The sequence below is a fragment of the Bradyrhizobium sp. BLXBL-01 genome, assembly GCF_051853025.1.
Lineage (GTDB): Bacteria > Pseudomonadota > Alphaproteobacteria > Rhizobiales > Xanthobacteraceae > Bradyrhizobium.
Genome location: NZ_CP182471.1, coordinates 4,998,932 through 5,017,930, shown reverse-complemented (window position 1 = coordinate 5,017,930; position 18,999 = coordinate 4,998,932). Strand labels below are relative to the sequence as shown.

At 62.7% G+C, this 18,999-nt stretch carries 17 protein-coding genes; 14 read left to right on the top strand and 3 right to left on the bottom strand.

Going from position 1 to position 18,999, the window contains the following annotated elements; genetic code table 11:
* The 3 genes from ACNJYA_RS23535 to ACNJYA_RS23525 are packed head-to-tail and all read right to left on the bottom strand — an operon-like array spanning position 1 to position 2,611.
* On the bottom strand, positions 1-702 hold the full coding sequence (locus tag ACNJYA_RS23535) for an ABC transporter permease (protein WP_439363484.1): 702 nt from the start codon (positions 700-702) through the stop codon (positions 1-3).
* Positions 699-1,736: an ABC transporter ATP-binding protein gene (locus tag ACNJYA_RS23530; protein ID WP_439400778.1), complete on the bottom strand. Its 1,038-nt coding sequence runs from the start codon at positions 1,734-1,736 to the stop codon at positions 699-701. The genes ACNJYA_RS23535 and ACNJYA_RS23530 overlap by 4 nt, the downstream gene beginning before the upstream one ends.
* Positions 1,733-2,611 (bottom strand): N-acyl homoserine lactonase family protein, encoded by an 879-nt coding sequence (locus ACNJYA_RS23525; RefSeq protein ID WP_172789458.1) that lies wholly within the window; start codon positions 2,609-2,611, stop codon positions 1,733-1,735. Before ACNJYA_RS23525 ends, ACNJYA_RS23530 begins: the two co-directional genes overlap by 4 nt.
* Positions 2,612-3,367: 756 nt before the next feature.
* Here ACNJYA_RS23525 and ACNJYA_RS23520 point away from each other — a divergent pair.
* The 14 genes from ACNJYA_RS23520 to ACNJYA_RS23455 all read left to right on the top strand — a co-directional run bounded on the left by ACNJYA_RS23520 (position 3,368) and on the right by ACNJYA_RS23455 (position 18,994).
* Entirely contained in the window at positions 3,368-4,672 is a 1,305-nt protein-coding gene (locus ACNJYA_RS23520; protein ID WP_212256427.1) for an ABC transporter substrate-binding protein, read from the top strand.
* 70 nt (positions 4,673-4,742) lie between these two features.
* Positions 4,743-5,642 (top strand): branched-chain amino acid ABC transporter permease, encoded by a 900-nt coding sequence (locus ACNJYA_RS23515; protein ID WP_172789460.1) that lies wholly within the window; start codon positions 4,743-4,745, stop codon positions 5,640-5,642.
* Positions 5,642-6,598, top strand: a complete 957-nt coding sequence (locus tag ACNJYA_RS23510; protein WP_246571009.1) for a branched-chain amino acid ABC transporter permease — start codon at positions 5,642-5,644, stop codon at positions 6,596-6,598. The genes ACNJYA_RS23515 and ACNJYA_RS23510 overlap by 1 nt, the downstream gene beginning before the upstream one ends.
* The gene (locus ACNJYA_RS23505) at positions 6,598-7,341 is read left to right on the top strand and encodes an ABC transporter ATP-binding protein (RefSeq protein WP_212256425.1); all 744 of its coding nucleotides are present in this window, start codon (positions 6,598-6,600) and stop codon (positions 7,339-7,341) included. The genes ACNJYA_RS23510 and ACNJYA_RS23505 overlap by 1 nt, the downstream gene beginning before the upstream one ends.
* Positions 7,338-8,009 carry an ABC transporter ATP-binding protein gene (locus ACNJYA_RS23500; RefSeq protein ID WP_210268574.1) on the top strand — a complete coding sequence of 224 codons (672 nt, stop codon included), beginning with the start codon at positions 7,338-7,340 and terminating at the stop codon, positions 8,007-8,009. Before ACNJYA_RS23505 ends, ACNJYA_RS23500 begins: the two co-directional genes overlap by 4 nt.
* A gap of 778 nt (positions 8,010-8,787) precedes the next feature.
* Entirely contained in the window at positions 8,788-9,672 is an 885-nt protein-coding gene (locus ACNJYA_RS23495; RefSeq protein WP_172789463.1) for a helix-turn-helix domain-containing protein, read from the top strand.
* Between the two features lie 214 nt (positions 9,673-9,886).
* Positions 9,887-10,957 (top strand): ABC transporter substrate-binding protein, encoded by a 1,071-nt coding sequence (locus ACNJYA_RS23490; protein WP_212256424.1) that lies wholly within the window; start codon positions 9,887-9,889, stop codon positions 10,955-10,957.
* 60 nt (positions 10,958-11,017) lie between these two features.
* Positions 11,018-11,842 (top strand): ATP-binding cassette domain-containing protein, encoded by an 825-nt coding sequence (locus ACNJYA_RS23485; RefSeq protein ID WP_172789465.1) that lies wholly within the window; start codon positions 11,018-11,020, stop codon positions 11,840-11,842.
* The gene (locus ACNJYA_RS23480; RefSeq protein ID WP_212256423.1) at positions 11,839-13,095 is read left to right on the top strand and encodes a sugar ABC transporter permease; all 1,257 of its coding nucleotides are present in this window, start codon (positions 11,839-11,841) and stop codon (positions 13,093-13,095) included. Before ACNJYA_RS23485 ends, ACNJYA_RS23480 begins: the two co-directional genes overlap by 4 nt.
* Before the next feature lie 25 nt (positions 13,096-13,120).
* A complete protein-coding gene (locus ACNJYA_RS23475) occupies positions 13,121-13,849 on the top strand; it encodes an SDR family oxidoreductase (protein WP_212256421.1) in 729 nt (242 codons plus the stop codon).
* Positions 13,850-13,870: 21 nt separating this feature from the next.
* Positions 13,871-15,496 carry an FGGY-family carbohydrate kinase gene (locus tag ACNJYA_RS23470; RefSeq protein WP_212256418.1) on the top strand — a complete coding sequence of 542 codons (1,626 nt, stop codon included), beginning with the start codon at positions 13,871-13,873 and terminating at the stop codon, positions 15,494-15,496.
* 207 nt (positions 15,497-15,703) lie between these two features.
* Positions 15,704-17,035: an extracellular solute-binding protein gene (locus ACNJYA_RS23465; protein ID WP_439363475.1), complete on the top strand. Its 1,332-nt coding sequence runs from the start codon at positions 15,704-15,706 to the stop codon at positions 17,033-17,035.
* A 110-nt stretch (positions 17,036-17,145) separates the two neighbouring features.
* Complete coding sequence (locus tag ACNJYA_RS23460) at positions 17,146-18,069, top strand: ABC transporter permease subunit (RefSeq protein ID WP_257187345.1); 924 nt, start codon at positions 17,146-17,148, stop codon at positions 18,067-18,069.
* A gap of 4 nt (positions 18,070-18,073) precedes the next feature.
* The gene (locus tag ACNJYA_RS23455; RefSeq protein WP_439363473.1) at positions 18,074-18,994 is read left to right on the top strand and encodes an ABC transporter permease subunit; all 921 of its coding nucleotides are present in this window, start codon (positions 18,074-18,076) and stop codon (positions 18,992-18,994) included.
* Positions 18,995-18,999 lie beyond the last annotated feature (5 nt).

The window sequence follows — 18,999 nt, the reverse complement described above, 5'->3', positions numbered from 1 at the left end:
TCAGCGCCGGGCCAGCCCGCGCACGGCGAGGAACAGCCCGAGCAGGGTCACCCCGAGGAAGAAGCCGAAATCCGAAGCGTACATGGCGCCGAGGGCAAAGGGCTGGAAGCGCGCCAGCAGCGACAGCCCGAGCACCCAATTGTCGATCGGCGACGGCAGCAACGCGGCCCAGGCGTCAATCGCCCACAGCATCCCGAACACGCCGAGCGAAACGACCGCGGCCACGACCTGGTTGGCGGTGAGCGCGGAAACGGCAAGACCGATCGAGACTAGGGCGCCGGCGAGCAAGGTGAGGCCGAGGTAGCCGCTGTAGATCGGGCCCCAATCGGGAGTGCTGAACCGCGCCAATATCAATGAATACACCAAAGTGAGCGCGACCATCGCGAGCAGCATGCCCATCGAGGCTGCGAACTTGGCCAGCACGATGTCGCCCTCGCGCACCGGCGACGTCAGCAGCAGCTCGAGGGTGCCGCCCCGGCGTTCCTCGGCGAACTGCCGCATGGTAACGAGCGGCACGAACAGGACGAGCTGCACGGCCGCCTGAAAGAAGACGTTCACCAGCGTCGCCTGCTTGGTGGCGATGAGCGTGACGGCGAAGCCGTAGCCGTTGAGCACAAGGAAGACGGCGATGACGGCGTAAGCGATCGGCGAGACGAACAGCGCGCGCAACTCCTTGGCAACCAGGGCGAGGAACGCCGTCACTGGAGCGCTCGGCTCGCCGTTAGCCGGAGGAACAGCTCCTCCAGGTCTGAAGCCGTCTCAACGGTCTCGACGCTGGCGATGCCGGCGAGGCAGAGGACGGCGGCGACATGGGGCGCTGCGCCGGCCTCCGACACCTCCACCCGCCAGCCGGCGAGGCCGCCCTCCGGCTCCTCCCGGGTCACGCCGCCGATCCCCGCCAGGCCGGACAACGCCGCCGCGACCTCGTCCGCCCGATCGGCTCGGGCGCGGACGCGAAGCGAAGTGCCGCGCCCCGCGCCGGCCATGGGGTGGACGGTGAGCAGCCGCCCGTCGAGCAGGATCGCGACCCGATCGGCGACGCGTTCCATCTCGGCAAGGACGTGCGAGGTGACAAGGACCGCGCTGTCGCGGGCCAGAGTCCGCAGCAACCCGCGCAGCTCGATGACTTGACGCGGGTCAAGGCCGTTGGTCGGCTCGTCGAGCACCAACAACTTGGGTTCGTTCAGCACGGCCTGAGCGATTGAGACGCGCTGCCGATAGCCGCGCGACAGCCGGCCAATCACGACGTCGCCGACCGGCTCGAGCGCGAGTCGCGCGCGGGCGGACTCGATGCCTCGGTGCAACGCATTTCCCCGCAAGCCCCGCAACCGTCCCATGAAGTGGAGAAATTCGTCCACCCTCATATGGCTGTAGAGCGGTGCGTTCTCCGGCACGTAGCCGATCCGCGCACGCGCCTGGTGTCCGTCGCGGACCACGTCGAAGCCGTCGACGCGGACAGTACCTTCGCTCGGCCGCAGATAGCCGGTTATGACGCGCAAGATGGTGGTCTTACCCGAGCCGTTGGGGCCAAGCAGGCCCACCACTTCCCGCTCGTTCACCTCGAACGAGACGCCGTCCACTGCCTGACGGCGGCCATAACGTTTGCCCAGCCGTTCGACGGAGGCGACGGCGACGCCGTGCCGCGAGCTTTCAGCCGGCGCAATGCCAAGCCCCGCCGGGGCTCGGCACGGTCGATCGGTCAGGTGCAGGTCCAATGTCGGCGTCGATCCGGTCAATCGTAGAATTCCGGCGCCTTCTTCATCGCCTTGAACGCGTCCGGATCGTGGGCGGTGAAGAAATTTGCCTTTTGAGTCGCCATCTCCCGCCTGATCCACTCGAAGGCCGAGTAGAATCCCGCTGTCGAATAGACCAACGGGGTGCTCGGCGGTATGTTCTGCTCGACGTTCTCCCGGAAATAGACGTTGTCCCCGGTGAGGATGGTGAGGCCGGTGTTCTTCAGCCGCACCGTCATCATTTGGCTGCCGGGCGTGTGGGCAACCCACCGCTTCACGACGAGCGTGCCATCTCCAAACAGGTCCTGATCGCCTTCGAGCTGCAACATCTTCACCGCGTTTGCGCTAGGTGTCATGTTCCCGCGCAGCGGCAGGACGTCGCCGAGAACGTAATTGGAGCCGGTGCCGGGCTCCGGCCAAAAGAAGTTCTGAAGCTCGCTCTTTTGCACGACGAGCGTCGACTTCGGGAACTTGGCCACGTTGCCGCCGTGGTCGAGGTGGAGGTGGCTCACCACGACGTAGGTGATATCGTCGGGCGTAAGATCGATTTTCTTCAGCTGCGTATCGATCGCGACATCTGGCGTGTTGACCGGCTTCAACCCGGTGAACGCGGCACCCCAGTAGCCTGGGTCGGTGATAATCTTATCGTTGTTGCCCGTATCGAAGAGAACATTCCCTTTCGGATGTTTGATCACGTAAAAACCGACCGGAACCTGGATCGCCGGCTCCATGGGTGCGCCGTTCACCAAAAATCCTTTGCCGAGAGTCAACGCGCCGGAGCTGAACGCGTAGAGCTTAAGGTCTTGCGCGCTTAGTGCCGTACTCGACAATACGCTCCCGAGAAGAGCGACCATTGCCGTCAAATATTTGCGGGTCATTCTTTGCCTCCCTCGTCGCGAATTTTGTTATGTTTCGCTTCTGTGCAAAGCCGCAGAGGCGCCGGCAGGATGCACTTAAGTTCATCACGCCGCAGTAGACCTGTCAATAATTCTGGACGGAGGCTCGGTTCACCCGACGTACTTCGGGGCCGGTGGTCAGGACTGGCCGAGCTCGTTGCGTGAGTGGATGGCTGGGGGGTAGGGGCATTCCTGCTGAATCCAGTAACCGCAGCTCTATCCTCGCCTTCAACGAAGCGTCCCATCCCTAGGTCAATCCACAGGGAACGTCACTTCGCACGCGCAAAACCAGTGCTCATTTCGACCAGCGCCCAAGTTGCGGACCCAGCGCACCGCCCTCGCCGAAACCAAGGCCAGGAGGCGCGTCTTGCGCTCGCGGACGACCTCGGCGAGCGCGACCGCCAGCTTGCGGACCTGCAGCAGATGCTCGCCTCAACAATGCGAAGCTTGCCGAAGCGCAGAAGGGTCCAGGTGGAGATTATGCGCAGGGAACGCGAGCTGGAGGACTTAGTGGGGGCTGCTATACCTCCGGAAAAGATCGCTACGGGCGCGACCTCGCGAAATGCTCCATCGACAAGCAAAGCGTGAACGCTGGCCGGTACGCGAAGGACAGGCCATGGCCTTTCGAATGGCGGCCAAGAGGGCTGGCAACACGCGACAATTATAGTAGCGTTGTTGCAAGAAGAAGCGAACGGCGGCTGAAGCCGGCCGCAACGAATAGAACAGGGAGGACTTTCGATGCAATTTCTCAAGGCTGCGGTTGCGGCCGGACTTGTAGTTGTGACCTGTACGGGCACCTCGCTTGCGCAGAACAAGCCGTCGGGGCTCAAAATTGGCATCACGACGTTCCTGTCGGGCCCTGCGTCAGTCTTCGGTGTGCCGGCGAAAGCCGCGGCGGAGATGATCGCGGAGGATCTCAACAAGAAGGGTGGCATTGGCGGCGTGCCGGTCAAGCTCTCCTTCATCGACGAAGGCGCGGGAGGCGAAGCGCTCGTCTCGAACTACCGACGCGTGGTGCAGGACGAAAAGGTTGATGCCACGTTTGCTTCGATCTCGTCGGGCAGCTGCACCCAGTTGGTTCCGGTCGCCGAAGACCTCAAAGTCATGAATTTCATGTGGGACTGCGGTGCGGCCTCCATCCTCGAAACCAAGAAGTACCGCTACAATTTCCGGACTCAGGCGAACGGCACGCCGGAGATGCTGGCCGTGCTCCTTTACCTGCTGAAGACCAAACCCGACTTTAAGACGATCGCGGTGGTCAATCAGGATTATGCGTGGGGTCGGGAGAGCTGGGAGATCTTTTCGACAGCGCTCAAGTCGATGAAGCCGGACGTGCAAGTCGTGGCGGAGCTCTTCCCGAAGTTCGGCGCACCGGACTACTCCACTGAGGTTTCCCGTCTGTTGGCGCTGCGGCCGGATGTGGTTCTGACCACGTCTTGGGGCGGAGATCTCGACACGCTGGTCCGCCAGGCCGGTCAGCGCGGCCTGTTGCAGCAGTCGACCTTCGTGCTCGGGATCGGCGAATCATCGATCCAGCGGTTGGGCAAGGACTTGCCTGAAGGCCTGATCGTCGGCGCGCGCGGAGACCACTGGTTCCTGCATCCCGAGAAGAAGAACGACGCGGCCTTCAAGGCGTTCAATGAAGCCTTCAAGGCGAAGACCGGTGCATGGCCGATCTACCCGGTCTATCACATGGCGCAGGCGTTCAAGGCCCTGCAGACGGCCTACGACAAGGCGATCAAGTCCAACGGCGGCAACTGGCCCACGCGCGAACAGGTCGTCGACGCGACGGCGGGCACCGAGTTCGCCACCGGCTTCGGCCGTCCGATTACGCTGCGGCCCGAGGACAACCAGGGTCTCGAAGCTCAGCTGGTCGGCGTCACCAAGTCCGTTCCGGGGTACGACTTCAAGCTGCTCGACAACATTATGATCTTCGATCCGAAGACGATCACCAATCCGGCTGGCGTACGGTCGGTTGAGTGGCTCAAGACGCTCAAGCCGGACTTCGTCAAGATGGATGTGCCGACCTTCAAAGCTCAGTAACGGCACGCTCGACTTTTGATCCCGTCCTCCGAGCCTCGTCCCGGAGGACGGACCTTTTCCGAAGGCGATCATGAACTCGACACTCGCTATCTTGGCTATCCTCGATGGGATCAGCTACGCCGCACTGGTGTTCTTGGTCTCGGTCGGGCTCAGCCTGATTTTCGGCGTGCTGCGCGTGGTCAACGTCGCGCACGGTTCGCTGTACGCGTTCGGCGCCTACCTGGCAGCGACGTTCAGCCTTGCAATCGCGCCGATCTCGCCTTGGCTCACCTATCCCGCGCTGTTGGCCGCTTCCATCGTGATCGGCATCGTATGCGGCGGTTTCATCGAACGGTTTCTGCTGCGACCGCTCTCCGGACAGGAGGACGTCCTCCAGCTTCTGATCACTTTCGCCGCCTTCATGATCATGGACAACCTGCAGCGTCTGATCTGGGGCGTGCAGCCCATCTTCGCCGCGGAACCGTTGAGACTACTTCCCAACGTCGCCGTGTTCGGCGTCAGCTACACGTCGTACCAGGTTATTCTGCTGCCCGGCGTCGCATTGGCGACGCTGTTCGGGCTCCGCTACTTCCTGCGCAGGACGCTGTCGGGAGCGGTGATCCTTGCAGTCACGGAGGACCGCGAAGCCTCGACCGCCATCGGAATTGACGCAAAACGCGTATATTTCGTGACCTTCGTCATCGGCGCGAGCCTGGCCGCGTTAGGAGGAGCGCTGGCCTCGCCGACCACCTCGCTGGTCCCTGGTATGGGCGCCGATATGATCGTACTTTCCTTTGCCGTAGCTGCGACCGCGGGTCTCGGCCAGATCGAGGGCACCGCGCTCACGGCGCTGATGATCGGCCTGACCCGTGCCTTCGTGATCTATCTCCAGCCGGAATTCGAAGTTCTCGTTCCCTATCTGCTGATGGTGCTGGTGCTTCTCGTGCGTCCGTTCGGCCTGTTCGGCGCCGTGCAGGTAAGGAAAATATGATGAGCGGTCGCATCAAGCCGGTCACCACGGTCGCGATCATCTTCTTTCTGGTCAGCGCCGTCGCGCCCCTTTTGGTATCGAGCTGGGCGACCTTGTTCGCGTTGATCCTCGCGAAGGGCATCGTCGTTCTCGGTATCATTCTTCTGCTGCAGGCGGGGCAGGTGTCGTTCGGACATGCAATGTTCTTCGCTACCGGGGCGTATACCGCGGCATTCTGGGGCAAGTACGTCGGTGGCGGCGACATCGTTCTCTTCATCGCGCTGGGCGGCATAACCTCCGCCGTCTTCGGCCTCATCGTCGGCCTCTTCGTCGTGCGCTACCGGGAAATCTTTTTCGGAATGCTGAATCTGGCGTTTTCGATGGTGCTGTGGTCGCTGCTGGAGAAGATGTTTCATTACACCAACGGCGCCGACGGCATCCGGGTCCCTCGTCCGGCCCTGTTGGGGCTGTCCTTTACACCCGAAATCTTCCAGTACGTCATTCTTTACGTGAGCCTTTTGATCGCGGTCGTCGCCTTCTACGGCGTGCAACGCTATCTCGATAGCCCGCTCGGACACATGCTGCGTGCCATCAAAGCGAACGAGACCCGGCTCGAGTACCTCGGGACGTCCGCACGGCGCGTGCTTCTGATAGGCTACGTGATCTCGGCTTTTCTCGGCGGCATCGGCGGCACGCTGGTGGCGATCGTCCAGCAGATCGCTACGCCCGAGTTCGGGTTCTGGACGAAGTCGGGCGAGTTCGTCTTTATCGCGATCCTCGGCGGCAGCACCCACGCCTTCGGAGCGTTCGCCGGCGCGGCGATGTTCGAGTGCGTGCGCTTCTATGCGGCGGCCCACCTGGCCGACACCTGGCAGCTGATCCTCGGCGTGGTCTTGATCGTCATCATTCTCTATGCGCCTAACGGACTGATAGGTCTCAGGCAGCGCTACGGCCGGGCGAAGCAGGGAGGACATTGATGGCCAACGTCCTCCTTTCCGCGAAGGGCATCAAGATCCGGTTCGGCGGCGTCGTGGCCGCCGACGGTATCGATTTGGACGTGCTCCAAGGCGAGAACCTCGCGATCATCGGACCGAACGGCGCCGGAAAGACCACCTTCCTCAACATCTCGACGGGTTATCTGCGGCCGCAGGCCGGAAGCATCACCTTCCTAGGTCAGGAAATCACGGCGCAGCTCCCGCGCACGATCACCAAGCTCGGCATCGCGCGGGCCTTTCAGATACCGCAGCTTTTTCTCGATCAGACTGTGATGGAGAACATGCTGATCGCCGCGGCCTCGCGGCTGGGAAGCCCTTCCGGCTTCACGGCTCTTTCCGCCCTGCCTGAGCTGCCTGAAATGGAGCGCCTTCTGGATCTCGTCGGCGTCAAGTTGTACGCGTCTCGCAAGGCGAGGGAGCTACCCGAGGGACAACGCAAGCTGGTCGACATCGCTCTGGCGCTCGCGCTGAAGCCCAGACTGCTGCTGATGGACGAGCCGACCTCGGGCGTCGCCTCCGCCGAGAAGCTGGAGATCATGGACATCCTGACGTCCGCGCTCGCCAAGGAGAATGTGACTTCGGTCTTCGTCGAGCACGACATGGACATGGTAGAGCGCTATGCCCACCGAGTCGCGGTGTGGAACGTCGGGAAGATCCAAAAGGTCGGCACGCCGGCGGAGGTTCTGGCCGATCCCAAGGTCCGCGAACAGGTGATCGGCATATGACGGCGATGCTGGACTTCGAGGACGTCAACGTCGCGATCGCCGATGCGCCGGTGCTGCGCAGCGTCAGCTTCTCGCTGCCGCCGGGTGCGACCGCCGCGCTCATCGGACGAAATGGCGCCGGCAAGACCACGACGGTACGGACCATCATGGGCTTCACGAAGGCGAGCGGCACCGTGCGCCTGGCCGGTCAGGACCTGGGACATGTTCCTCCGCACCGCCGGCCCTTCTTAGGCATCGGCTACGCCCCCGAGGACCGTCGTCTCTTCTCGGCCTTTACGGTGGAAGAAAACATTCTTTTGCCTGGTCGCGTCGCGAAACTTCGCTCGGACGAGGCGCGCCGGCGGCTCGAGCGAGCCTACTCCGTCCTGCCGGAGCTCAAGGAACTGGCGAGTCGCCCGGCGGGCTCCGTGTCGGGTGGCCAAGGCAAGATGGTCGCCCTCGGGCGCGCCCTGATGCTAGGCACCCGCCTCATCATTCTGGACGAGCCGTTCCAGGGCCTCGCCCCTGTGCTGGCGCAGAGGTACGCCGAGGCGCTGCGTCGGCTTCGTTCGCAGGACCGGGACATTACCCTTCTGATCACGGAGTCGAACCCGAAGCTGCTCGAGACCTTCGCCGACGTGACGCTGACAATCGAGCGCGGCGAAATCGAAAGCCGGGTCCGGGTGTAGCGCTCGCCCGGTTCGGCGCGCAAAACAGACGGACAAGCCAAGCTCCATCGAGGCTTGCCGAACAGACGAATCTACTGGCGCTCAATGCAACACGAGACGGCCCGCGCCGGCGAAGCGGCAGGGGATTTGCGGTAGTCGCACAACGGCCGCCTGACGGCCCAGCGGCGAAGCATGCTCGGCGAGACCCGAGACCACCGCGGCACGTCCTTCGGTCATTCTCAAGGGCGCACCATGCTCTTAAAGCGCACTGTGGCGGAAAGAGCGGGACTGTAGGTCCGCATCATCGGCCCGGAGGGCGGCTCCAGCACTGACAGGCGGAGGCCAACTCCCCTCTCCGGTGGCGCAATGAAGGCATCGAACGGCAGGGCCGGCTGCAGCCGGCTGGCGGCCTCTATCCGGCCAGACATGTCCCTTTGGTATGGTAGGGCTGGGGTGTTTTCGGACCGCTCACACGGTTGGGAGCCTCGGGACGATTTTGGTAAGGGATGGTAGGCTGAGAGAGCGTATAGAAAGATGTGGCCTCTCGAGTCCAAGAAGATGGGTTCGATCTCCCTGCGGAGCGCCACGATGCTCGCGCGCCGTCAGTTCGTGGTGACACGACTCTGCGGCGTGCACGCGGGCGACGCGTCACGCACGTCAAAAAAGTATCAATTGCACACTGAAATCGTGGTGGCATGCCCCGACACTGCTCGCTACGATCCTGGAAGAGGAAACGCTGAGCAAATTTAGCCGGAACAGGGGCGGTCATTGCAAGCCGCGCCGGCCGGGAGGAGCGGACATGGAACCGGACCTGGAAGTTGTCCAGATACGGCGCGGCGAGTCGTTCAAGGCGTGGTCGCATGGCTACCCATTTCACACTGTTCGCTGGCATTTCCATCCTGAGTACGAACTCCACCAGGTTGTGGCGACCAGCGGTCGCTATTTCGTCGGCGACTTTATCGGCGAGTTCGAGCCCGGCAATCTAGTCCTCACCGGCCCTAACCTGCCGCACAATTGGGTGAGCGATCTTCCGGCAGGGGAAACTATCCCGCTCCGCGGCCGCATCCTTCAGTTCAGTGAAGAATTTATTGGCGACTTGACGAAGGTCGTGCCCGAGCTTTCGGGTCTTTCCTCGCTGCTGGAATTTTCCCGGCGCGGCGCGCTCTTCACCCGCAGTACAAGCGACCAAGTCGCGCCACTGATGGAGGAGATCGTGGGCGCGAATGGAGTGCGTCGGATCGAGCTGTTCCTGATGATTTTGGGGATGCTGTGCCGCGCCCGAAAAGCGCGCCCGCTCTCCAGCCCCAACTATCTCCCCGACCCGTCCGGTTACATGTCGGCGGGCATGAACAAGGCGCTCGCCTTCATCCGTACCAACCTAACGCAGTCATTCAGCGAAGCTGAGCTGGCAGCAATCGCGGGCCAGTCGCAAAGCGCGTTTTCGCGCTCCTTCCGCCAGCACACTGGCATGTCATTGGTCCAATACGTCAAACGTCTCCGCATCAATCTCGCCTGCCAGATTTTGATGAGCGACGAGCAAGCTTCGATCACCGACATCTGCTTCGAGGTCGGTTTCAACAACGTCTCGAATTTCAACCGTCAGTTCCTGGCCGAGAAGGGCATGCCGCCTTCGCGATTTAGACGATTGTTGGCGCAAAACATCAACGCGGCACGTGCTGCATAGTCGGTAAAGGAGAAAAAGGGGACGAGGTCACTACGGCAAGGAAAGGAAGGACGCGGGCCCGCTGATAGCGGCCTGCGACTGGAAATGTTTGTCCAGATTTTTGGTGGCTTCACTGCATCGGCGTCCATCGCTGGTCATGGAAGCAGCGAAGGCGTGTGTCTTTGATGAATGAACGAGAGCACTCTAACATTCAGTTCCGGAAAGGAAAGTCCGAATGAAAAAGTTGTCGCCTAAATATTGCACGATCGCCTTGGCCGTGTCGCTTCTGGGCACGACAGCCACCTTCTCTCAGGCCGCGGAGGTGAAGGACGCGACGGTGGCCTTCCTTATGCCCGATCAGGCCTCCACCCGCTACGAGCAGCACGATTATCCGGGCTTTGCGGCCGAGATGAAGAAACTCTGCGCCAGTTGCAAGGTGATCTACCAGAACGCCGGCGCGGATGCGGCGCGGCAGCAGCAGCAGTTCAACTCGGCAATCTCGCAGGGCGCCAAGGTGATCGTCCTGGATCCCGTTGACTCGACAGCCGCAGCCTCCCTGGTCAAGATGGCACAATCGCAAGGCATCAAGGTCATCGCGTATGACCGGCCGGTCCCCGATGCGAAAGTCGATTTCTACGTGTCCTTCGACAATGAAGCCATTGGCAAGGCTATCTCCGAATCCCTCGTCAAGCATCTCAAGGCTGCCAACGTCACAGCCAAGGAAGGCGAAGGCGTGCTTGAAATCAATGGGTCGCCGACGGATGCCGCTGCGGGACTTATCAAGAAGGGCATCCATGAGGGCCTCGATAAGAGCGGCTATCCCATTCTCGCGGAATACGACACGCCGGACTGGGCGCCGCCCAAGGCGCAGCAATGGGCGAGCGGCCAGATCACCCGCTTTGGCAAGAAGATCCTCGGCGTAGTGGCCGCCAATGACGGGACGGGCGGTGGTGCAATTGCCGCTTTCAAGGCCGCCGGCATCGATCCGGTGCCGCCGGTGACAGGCAACGACGCGACTATCGCCGCGCTTCAGCTCATCATCGCCGGCGATCAGTACAACACGATTTCTAAACCCAGCGAGATCGTGGCCGCTGCTGCGGCCCAATCGGCGGTGAAATTCCTCTCCGGCGAGACGCCCAACGCGGAAACCACGCTCTTTAATGCGCCGTCGAAGCTCTTCGTGCCGGCGGTCGTTACGCAGGAAAACCTGAAGGCGGAGATCATCGACAAGAAAATCCAGACGGCCGATCAGCTCTGCACGGGCCGATATGCCGCCGGCTGCAAGAAGCTAGGCATTACGCCGTAACTACGTTCATCCCGGCCGCTTGACGGCGGCCGGGACGAACGACGAGCAGGGACCTTGGAAATGACCGCGATCTCGGATGTGGATCACCCGCAGGGCGAACCGCGCAAGCCAGTTCTGAGCCTTCGCGGAATTTCCAAGCATTTCGGCGCCGTGTCCGCCCTCACCAATGTCGACCTCGACGTGCATGCCGGCGAGGTCGTCGCGCTCGTGGGCGATAACGGCGCCGGAAAGTCCACGCTCGTGAAGATCCTCGCCGGCGTGCACCAGCCTAGCGCCGGAACGATCGCCTTCGATGGCGAACCTGTCGTCCTGGCCGACCCGGCCGCGGCGCTCAGCCTCGGCATAGCTACCGTCTTCCAGGACTTGGCGCTCTGCGAGAACCTCGATGTGGTCGCAAACATCTTCCTCGGCCGCGAGCTAAATCCATTTCGACTCGACGAGGTCTCCATGGAGCTGCGCGCCTGGACCTTACTTAGCGAATTGTCGGCGCGGATCCCGAGCGTGCGCGAGCCCGTGGCTTCGCTTTCCGGCGGGCAGCGCCAGACCGTCGCTATCGCACGTTCGCTGCTGACCGAGCCGAAGCTCATCCTGCTCGACGAGCCAACCGCAGCACTTGGCGTCGCCCAGACCGCCGAGGTGCTCGACCTCGTCGAGCGCGTCCGCGCCCGCGGCCTCGGCGTCATCATGATCAGTCATAACATGGAGGACGTACGCGCGGTGGCCGACCGGATCGTGGTGTTGCGTCTCGGCCGCAACAACGGCGAATTCGGACCGGACGCCTCCAATCAGGATCTCGTCACTGCCATTACCGGTGCGGATGAGAACTCGGTCTCGCGGCGCGCCGGCCGGCGTCGCGCCCATCAGGCGGCGGAGCAGCAGCGATGACCAGCGACACGCAACGGGTTTCGGCGGCGCGCCCGCTCGACCGGAGCGACGAGCGGCTCAAGCACGCGGACACGCTCGGGAGCGTCGTTAGCGCTTTCGTGGACCGGGTGCGATCGGGCGACCTAGGTTCGCTACCCGTGGTCGTCGGGCTCATCGTCATCTGCACGGTCTTCGAGAGCCTCAACCCGGTTTTTCTGGCGCCGAACAATCTGGTCAATTTGCTGTTCGATTGCTCGACGGTGGGCGTCATCTCGCTCGGCATCGTCTGCATCCTGATGGTCGGCGAGATCGACCTTTCGGTCGGCTCGGTCAGCGGGTTCGCTTCGGCGCTGATTGGCGTGCTTTGGGTGGGTCAGGATTGGCCGGTCGCCCTCGCCATCGGCACGGCGCTGGTCCTGGGCGCAGCCATCGGTGTGCTCTACGCATTTCTGTTCAATCGCCTGGGGATGCCGAGCTTCGTCTCGACGCTGGCCGGCTTGCTGGCCTGGCTCGGGCTGCAGCTGTATCTGCTCGGTTCTTCGGGCTCGATCAATCTTCCTTACGGATCGCCGCTGGTCGACTTCGGGCAGATGCTCGTCATGCCGCCGATCGTGTCCTACGCGCTGGCGGCGGTCGCGAGTCTGATCATGTTCGTGACCGGCTATCGCACGGCCGTGCGCCGCCGCCGGGCGGGACTGTCAGCCACTTCGCCCGGCCGCATGATGCTGAAGGCGCTGCTGGTTACCGTCGTGCTCGAATTCGTCGTCTACTATCTCAATCTCGGGCGGGGCGTACCGTGGATGTTCGGTCTGTTCGTCGGCTTGTGCGTGGTCATGAACTATGCGTTGACGCGGACTAAATGGGGTCGATCGATGTCTGCGGTCGGCGGCAATCGCGAGGCAGCCCGACGGGCCGGCATCAACGTTCGCCGGGTCTATTTGAGCGCCTTCATGCTGTGCTCGACGTTGGCAGCCGCTGGCGGCATTCTTGCCGCGGCGCGACTGGCATCTTCCAGCCAACAGGCTGGCACCGGAGACGTCAACCTCAACGCGATCGCCGCCGCAGTCATCGGCGGTACGAGCCTTTTTGGCGGCCGGGGCAGTGCCTATTCTGCGCTCCTCGGCATCATCGTCATCCAGTCCATCGCGAGTGGCCTGACGCTGCTCGATCTCTCCTCGTCGCTCCGGTACATGATCACGGGCGGGGTCCTTGCCGTTGCGGTCATTGTCGATTCGCTGGCACGTCGCTCGCGCCTGTCCCATGGCCGGGCTTGAATAACTCTCACAAGAAGGACAAGCCGTGGCCCAGGAACTCGCAGGAAAAGTCGCCGCGATCACCGGTGCCGCATCGGGCATCGGTCTCGAATGCGCCAGAACATTCGTCGCGGCGGGTGCACGGGTGGTGCTGATCGATCGTGCGGAAGAGGCGCTGAGCAGCGCCTGCGCCGAGCTGGGCGGCCAGGCGATCCCGTTGCGTGTCGACCTGACCGATCCGCAGAGCATGAAGGCCATGATGCCGCAGGTGCTGGAGCAGGTGGGCCAGCTGGACATCTTCCATGCCAACGCAGGCGCCTATGTCGGCGGCGAGGTGCTGAACGGCGACCCCGACGCCTGGGACCGCATGCTCAATCTGAACGTCAATGCGCTGTTCCGGTCTGTCCATGCGGTACTGCCGCATATGGTCGAGTGCAAGAGCGGCGACATCATCGTCACCAGTTCGATCGCAGGTCTCGTCCCCGTGGTCTGGGAGCCGATCTATACCGCCTCTAAGCACGCCGTGCAGGCTTTCGTGCATACGCTGCGCCGCCAAGTCGCCAAACACGGCTTGCGCGTCGGCGCCGTTGCGCCCGGTCCGGTCGTGACCGCGCTGATTAAGGACTGGCCTAAGGCGAAGATCGAGGAGGAGATGGCGGCCGGCGGCTTGATGCAGCCGGTGGAAGTCGCGCAAGCGGTGCTTTTCATGTTGACCCGTCCGAGAAACGTCACCATCCGCGACCTCGTCATTCTCCCGCAGAGCAGCGATCTGTAGCCTTCTCTGATCGACGTCCAAATGAGCAAGCCATCTGCTAACCGCCATTTTCTCGGCATCGATGTCGGCACCGGCAGCGCACGGGCCGGCGTGTTCGATCGCTTCGGCGTGCTCCTCGCGAGTGACAGCGCCCCCATCGCACTTTGGCGGGAGGCCGGCGACGTCGTCGAGCACTCGAGCGAGGACGTCTGGCGTGCCGTGTGCCGCAGCGTGCGCAGCACGGTGGCGCAGTCCGGCATCGCGCCGAACAGCATTGCCGGCATCGGCTTCGATGCTACCTGCTCGCTGGTGGTGCTGGGCGAGGGAGGCGCGCCGCTGCCCGTCGGGCCGTCCGGCGATCCCTCCCGCAACGTCATCGTATGGATGGATCACCGCGCCGCCGATCAGGCGCGCCGGATCAACCAGACCGGCGAGAAGGTTCTCGACTATGTCGGCGGGACGATCTCACCCGAGATGGAGACGCCGAAACTGTTGTGGCTCGCCGAAAACATGCCTGACACGTTTTCCCGGGCGTGGCAGTTCATGGACTTGACCGACTTTCTCACCTGGCGTGCGACAGGCAGCCTGTCCCGCTCCATCTGTACCGTGACGTGCAAATGGACCTATCTGGGCCACGAGAACCGTTGGGACGATCAATTCTTCCGCAAGGTCGGCCTCGGCGTGCTCGCGGACGAGCAATTCCGCAGGATCGGCACCGAGATCGTGCCCGGCGGAACGAGGCTGGCGGCGGGTCTGACGGGGGAGGCCGCGGCCGATCTCGGCCTCACCCCGGGTACGGCGGTCGCTGCCGGCCTCATCGACGCGCATGCCGGCGGCGTCGGTACCGTGGGCGCGCGCGGCACCGCGGGCACGGTGCTGACGCGCATGGCCTATGTGTTCGGAACGTCTGCATGTACCATGACGACCACACCGAATCCATCCTTCGTCCCCGGCGTGTGGGGACCCTATTTCTCCGCTATGGTACCCGGCCTTTGGCTCAATGAAGGCGGGCAGTCGGCTGCCGGCGCTGCCGTCGAGCATCTGTTGCAGATGCATCCGCACTCCACGCAAGCGACAGAGGCTGCACGCCAGAAGCAGCAGACGCTCGCCGATTGGCTTGCCTCGGAAACCGAATCTCGCGGCGGTGCCGGAGTGATCCCGCAATTGGTCGGCGAGGTTCATGTCGTCCCCGAATTCCTCGGCAATCGCGCGCCCTTCGCCGATCCTGACGCGCGTGCGCTGATTGCCGGGCTCGATATGCGCTCGGATGTGGAGAGCCTGCTGGCGCTCTATCTTGCCGGGCTGTGTGGTCTCGGCTGCGGGGCGAGGCAGATCGTTCGCGCCCAGCAGGACAGGGGCATTGCTGTCGACACGATCGTGGTCAGCGGTGGTGCCGCTAAGAGTCCCCTCGTGCGGCAAGTCCTCGCCGATATGACGGGCCTGACGGTCGCTGCGTCGGCATCCCCCGAGGCCGTCCTGCTCGGATCCGCGATGCTTGGATCGGTCGCCTCCGGCGACCATGCTAATCTCGGCGAAGCGATGCAGGCAATGTCGGTCTTGGGAGACATCTCTCGGCCCCTAGCCCCTCTTGCAGGCTGGGCCGAGCGGCGCTTTGGAGCCTTCGAAGCCCTGCAGAAGGTGGGCCGGGCAATTCGAAGCGCTTCGTAGCCCCTTTGTCGACGGATCCGGGCGCCCCTAGGCGCGGCCTGCCTCCGACGCCGGCACGACCCGAGAGAGAGAGCGAGAGAGCGAGAGAGAGAGAGAGAGAGAGAGAGAGAGAGACGTTCGACCCTCTTTCATCATCTCGACACATATGTCATGATATAAATACAAATGTATAGGCCGAGCATTTTGTCCGGCTAGGGAGGGCTGCCTATGGGTAGAAAAGTCGCATTCATTGCGGCCTTGTTCGGCGCGTTGGCATTGGTTGGTCCGGCGCAGGCGCGGGTCGAGGTCCAGTGGTGGCACGCCATGAGCGGCGTCCTTGGCGACCGGCTCAATGAGCTGGTCGAGAAGTTCAACACGTCGCAAGACAAGTACACGGTTGTTGCGGTCGCAAAGGGGAATTATGACGAGGTGACCAACGGGGTGATTGCCGCCTATCGCGCCAAGCGGCCGCCGGAGATGGTGCAGATCGCAGAGCGCGGTTACATGACGATGTTGCTTTCAGGAGCCATTGTCCCCGTGCAAGACCTGGTGGAGCAGAAGGGTTACAAGATCGACTTCTCGGACTTCATCAAACCCGTGGCAAGCTTCTGGAGCTACAAGGGCCGGATGTCGGCGATGCCCTTCAACTCGTCGACGCCGATTTTCTGGTACAACAAGGATCACTTCCAGAAGGCCGGCTTCGACAATCCGGCCGACACCTGGCAGGAGTTGGAGAAGCAGCTCTACGCCATCAAATCCAAGGGGATCAGCGAGTGCGGCACGGTGCTGCCCGGCGATTTCTACTGGAGTCTCCTCGAGAACTACAGCGCCATCAACAATCAGCCCTACGGCACGCTCGCGAACGGCTTCGACGGGCTCGGCACCGAGTTCGTCTACAACAAGACGAAGGTGGTGTCGCAAGTCGCGCGGCTCAAGAAATGGCTCGACGACGGCGTGATGCAGATCGCAGGCCAGGGCTTCAGTCCCGAGCAATTGTTCACGTCGGGCCGGTGTTCGACCTTCGTCAACTCGACCGCATCGCACGGCAACATCGAGCGCAATGCAACCATCAACTGGAGCGCCACCTTCCTGCCGCACGAGAGCGACATCGATCCGCCTCTCAACAGCACCATCGGGGGTGGGGCGATCTGGGTCATGAAGGGACACACGCCGGAACGATACGACGCCGTCGCAGCCTTTCTGGACTTCGTCGCGCAGCCGGAAACCCAGATGTGGTGGCATGGCGCGACCGGCTATGTTCCCGCCACCAACCGTGCCTATGCGCTCGCGCGGGAGAGAGGTTACTACAAGAATCATCCGACGAGGGAAATCGCGGTGCTGCAGCTCTCTCGCGGCACGCCGAACGAGAACTCGCGTGGATTCCGCTTCGGCAACTTCGTGCAGACGATGCTGGCCCAGCGCCAGGAGGTAGAGGCCGTATTCGCCGGCCAGAAGCAGCCGCAGCAGGCCATGGATGATGCAGTCAAGCGGGGTAACGAGATCCTGCGGCAGTTCGAAAAGCTCAATGCCGGAAAGACTCCGGAAACCGAGCGTCCATGACGTTGCGCCTGTCGATCCCGTGGCGTGATGCGCGCACACCCGTGCTTTTGCGAAGGCACGGGGGCGGCGGGTCCAAGGCAGTGCCAGCGGCAGCCGCCGGTGGCTCGCGCGTGTCGGCAAAGACGCGGCGGCGTGAGGAGGCCGGACTGAAGCGAGCCAATTTCGGCGACGGTCCCGGCTTGCCGACGCTGCTGTTGCTGCCGCAATTGCTGATCCTGCTGTTCTTCTTCTTCATTCCGTCGCTGCGGGCGCTGATGCAATCCGTCCTGCTCAGCGATCCCTTCGGGACCAATGTCCAGTTCGTCTGGTTCGACAATTTCAAGACGCTGCTCGCGAGCAGCGACTACCGTCAGTCGATCGCGGTGACGTTCTGGTTCACGGCGGCGCAGAACGTGCTCACATTGGGCAGCGCGCTCGTGCTGGCATTTGCGACCGACAGGATCGTGCGCGGCCGTTCGGCCTATCGCACGATCATCCTGCTGCCTTATGCCATCGCGCCCGCGATCGCGGGCATCCTGTGGGCCTTCCTGTTCAATCCTGCGGTCGGCCCGCTGGCGCAGGTGCTGCACAGTTTCGGCATTGCATGGGACCCCAACCTCAATCCAACCGATGCGCTGCTCCTGGTGACGCTGGCCGCGTCATGGAAGCACATCTGCTACGACTATATCTTCCTGGTCGTGGGCTTGCTCGCAGTGCCGGTGTCGCTGATGGAGGCTGCCGCCGTGGATGGCGCGGGACCGATCCGTCGCTTCGTCTCGATCGCGCTGCCGATGCTCGGGCCCACCATCTTCTTCCTCACGGTGATGAACTTCATCTATGGCTTCTTCGAAACTTTTGCCATCATCGATGCCGTGACAAAAGGCGGCCCCGCCGGTGCGACCAACATTCTGGTCTACAAAGTCTTCGTCGACGGCTTCGTCAATCTCGACCTCGGCTCTTCCGCGGCGCAGTCGGTTCTCTTGATGAGCTTTGCCCTGATCTGCACGCTGCTACAGTTCCGCTACTTCGACCGCAAGGTCAATTACGGAGTCTAGCCGCATGGTGGAACGCTCACCGGTCCTCAACTTGATCTGCCATGCGATCCTGATCGCCGGCGCGCTGATAGTTTGCGTGCCGCTGTATTTCGCATTCGTGGCCGGCTCGCTCACGGTGGCCGAGGTGCAGAAGGTGCCGCTGCCATGGCTGCCGGGGGGGCGGTTCTTCGACAATCTGCAGCTGGCCTGGAACAAGGGCAATTTTAGCCGCACCTTCGCCAATTCGATTATCGTGGCGCTCGGCATCACGGCCGGCAAGATTGCAGTATCGCTGCTCTCCGCCTTTGCCATCACCTACTTCCGGTTTCGCTACAGGATGCTCGCATTCTGGCTCATCTTCATGTCGCTGATGCTGCCGATCGAGGTCCGGATCGTGCCGACCTTCGAAGCTGTGGCAAATGCTGCGCTGCCGCTGCAATGGATCTTGGACACGCTGCATGTCACCGATCTCTGGCTCTGGATCAGCGGGCACGAGGTCCTGATCGCGCTGGAGTGGAACATGGTCAACACCTATCCGGGGCTGATCCTGCCGCTGATCGCCTCGGCCACTGCCACGTTCCTTTTCCGCCAGTTCTTCCTGACGATCCCGGAGGAGCTGTGCGAGGCGGCGAGGCTGGACGGCGCCTCGCCGTTGCACTTTTTCTGGAGCATCCTGCTGCCGCTGTCCGTTCCGAACATGGTGGCGCTCGCCATTATCCTGTTCCTGTTCGGCTGGAATCAGTATCTTTGGCCATTGCTGTTCACGACCGACAAGGACATGGCAACGGCGGTCATTGCGTTGAAGGGTCTGATCCCCCGCTCCGACAGCGAGCCCGCCTGGAACGTCGCCATGAGCGGTGCGCTGCTCACGATGCTGCCGCCGGTGTTGGTCGTCCTGCTGTTGCAGCGCTGGTTCATCAAGGGTCTTGTCGACAGCAGCAAATAGGGGCT

Excerpts from the sequence above, each read along its gene's own strand:
- ACNJYA_RS23515 (WP_172789460.1), top strand. The coding sequence starts at position 4,743 with ATGAACTCGACACTCGCTATCTTGGCTATCCTCGATGGGATCAGCTAC.
- ACNJYA_RS23455 (WP_439363473.1), top strand. The coding sequence starts at position 18,074 with ATGGTGGAACGCTCACCGGTCCTCAACTTGATCTGCCATGCGATCCTG.
- ACNJYA_RS23510 (WP_246571009.1), top strand. The coding sequence starts at position 5,642 with ATGAGCGGTCGCATCAAGCCGGTCACCACGGTCGCGATCATCTTCTTT.
- ACNJYA_RS23525 (WP_172789458.1), bottom strand. The coding sequence starts at position 2,611 with ATGACCCGCAAATATTTGACGGCAATGGTCGCTCTTCTCGGGAGCGTA.
- ACNJYA_RS23485 (WP_172789465.1), top strand. The coding sequence starts at position 11,018 with ATGACCGCGATCTCGGATGTGGATCACCCGCAGGGCGAACCGCGCAAG.
- ACNJYA_RS23480 (WP_212256423.1), top strand. The coding sequence starts at position 11,839 with ATGACCAGCGACACGCAACGGGTTTCGGCGGCGCGCCCGCTCGACCGG.
- ACNJYA_RS23470 (WP_212256418.1), top strand. The coding sequence starts at position 13,871 with ATGAGCAAGCCATCTGCTAACCGCCATTTTCTCGGCATCGATGTCGGC.
- ACNJYA_RS23520 (WP_212256427.1), top strand. The coding sequence starts at position 3,368 with ATGCAATTTCTCAAGGCTGCGGTTGCGGCCGGACTTGTAGTTGTGACC.
- ACNJYA_RS23490 (WP_212256424.1), top strand. The coding sequence starts at position 9,887 with ATGAAAAAGTTGTCGCCTAAATATTGCACGATCGCCTTGGCCGTGTCG.
- ACNJYA_RS23465 (WP_439363475.1), top strand. The coding sequence starts at position 15,704 with ATGGGTAGAAAAGTCGCATTCATTGCGGCCTTGTTCGGCGCGTTGGCA.
- ACNJYA_RS23505 (WP_212256425.1), top strand. The coding sequence starts at position 6,598 with ATGGCCAACGTCCTCCTTTCCGCGAAGGGCATCAAGATCCGGTTCGGC.
- ACNJYA_RS23495 (WP_172789463.1), top strand. The coding sequence starts at position 8,788 with ATGGAACCGGACCTGGAAGTTGTCCAGATACGGCGCGGCGAGTCGTTC.
- ACNJYA_RS23500 (WP_210268574.1), top strand. The coding sequence starts at position 7,338 with ATGACGGCGATGCTGGACTTCGAGGACGTCAACGTCGCGATCGCCGAT.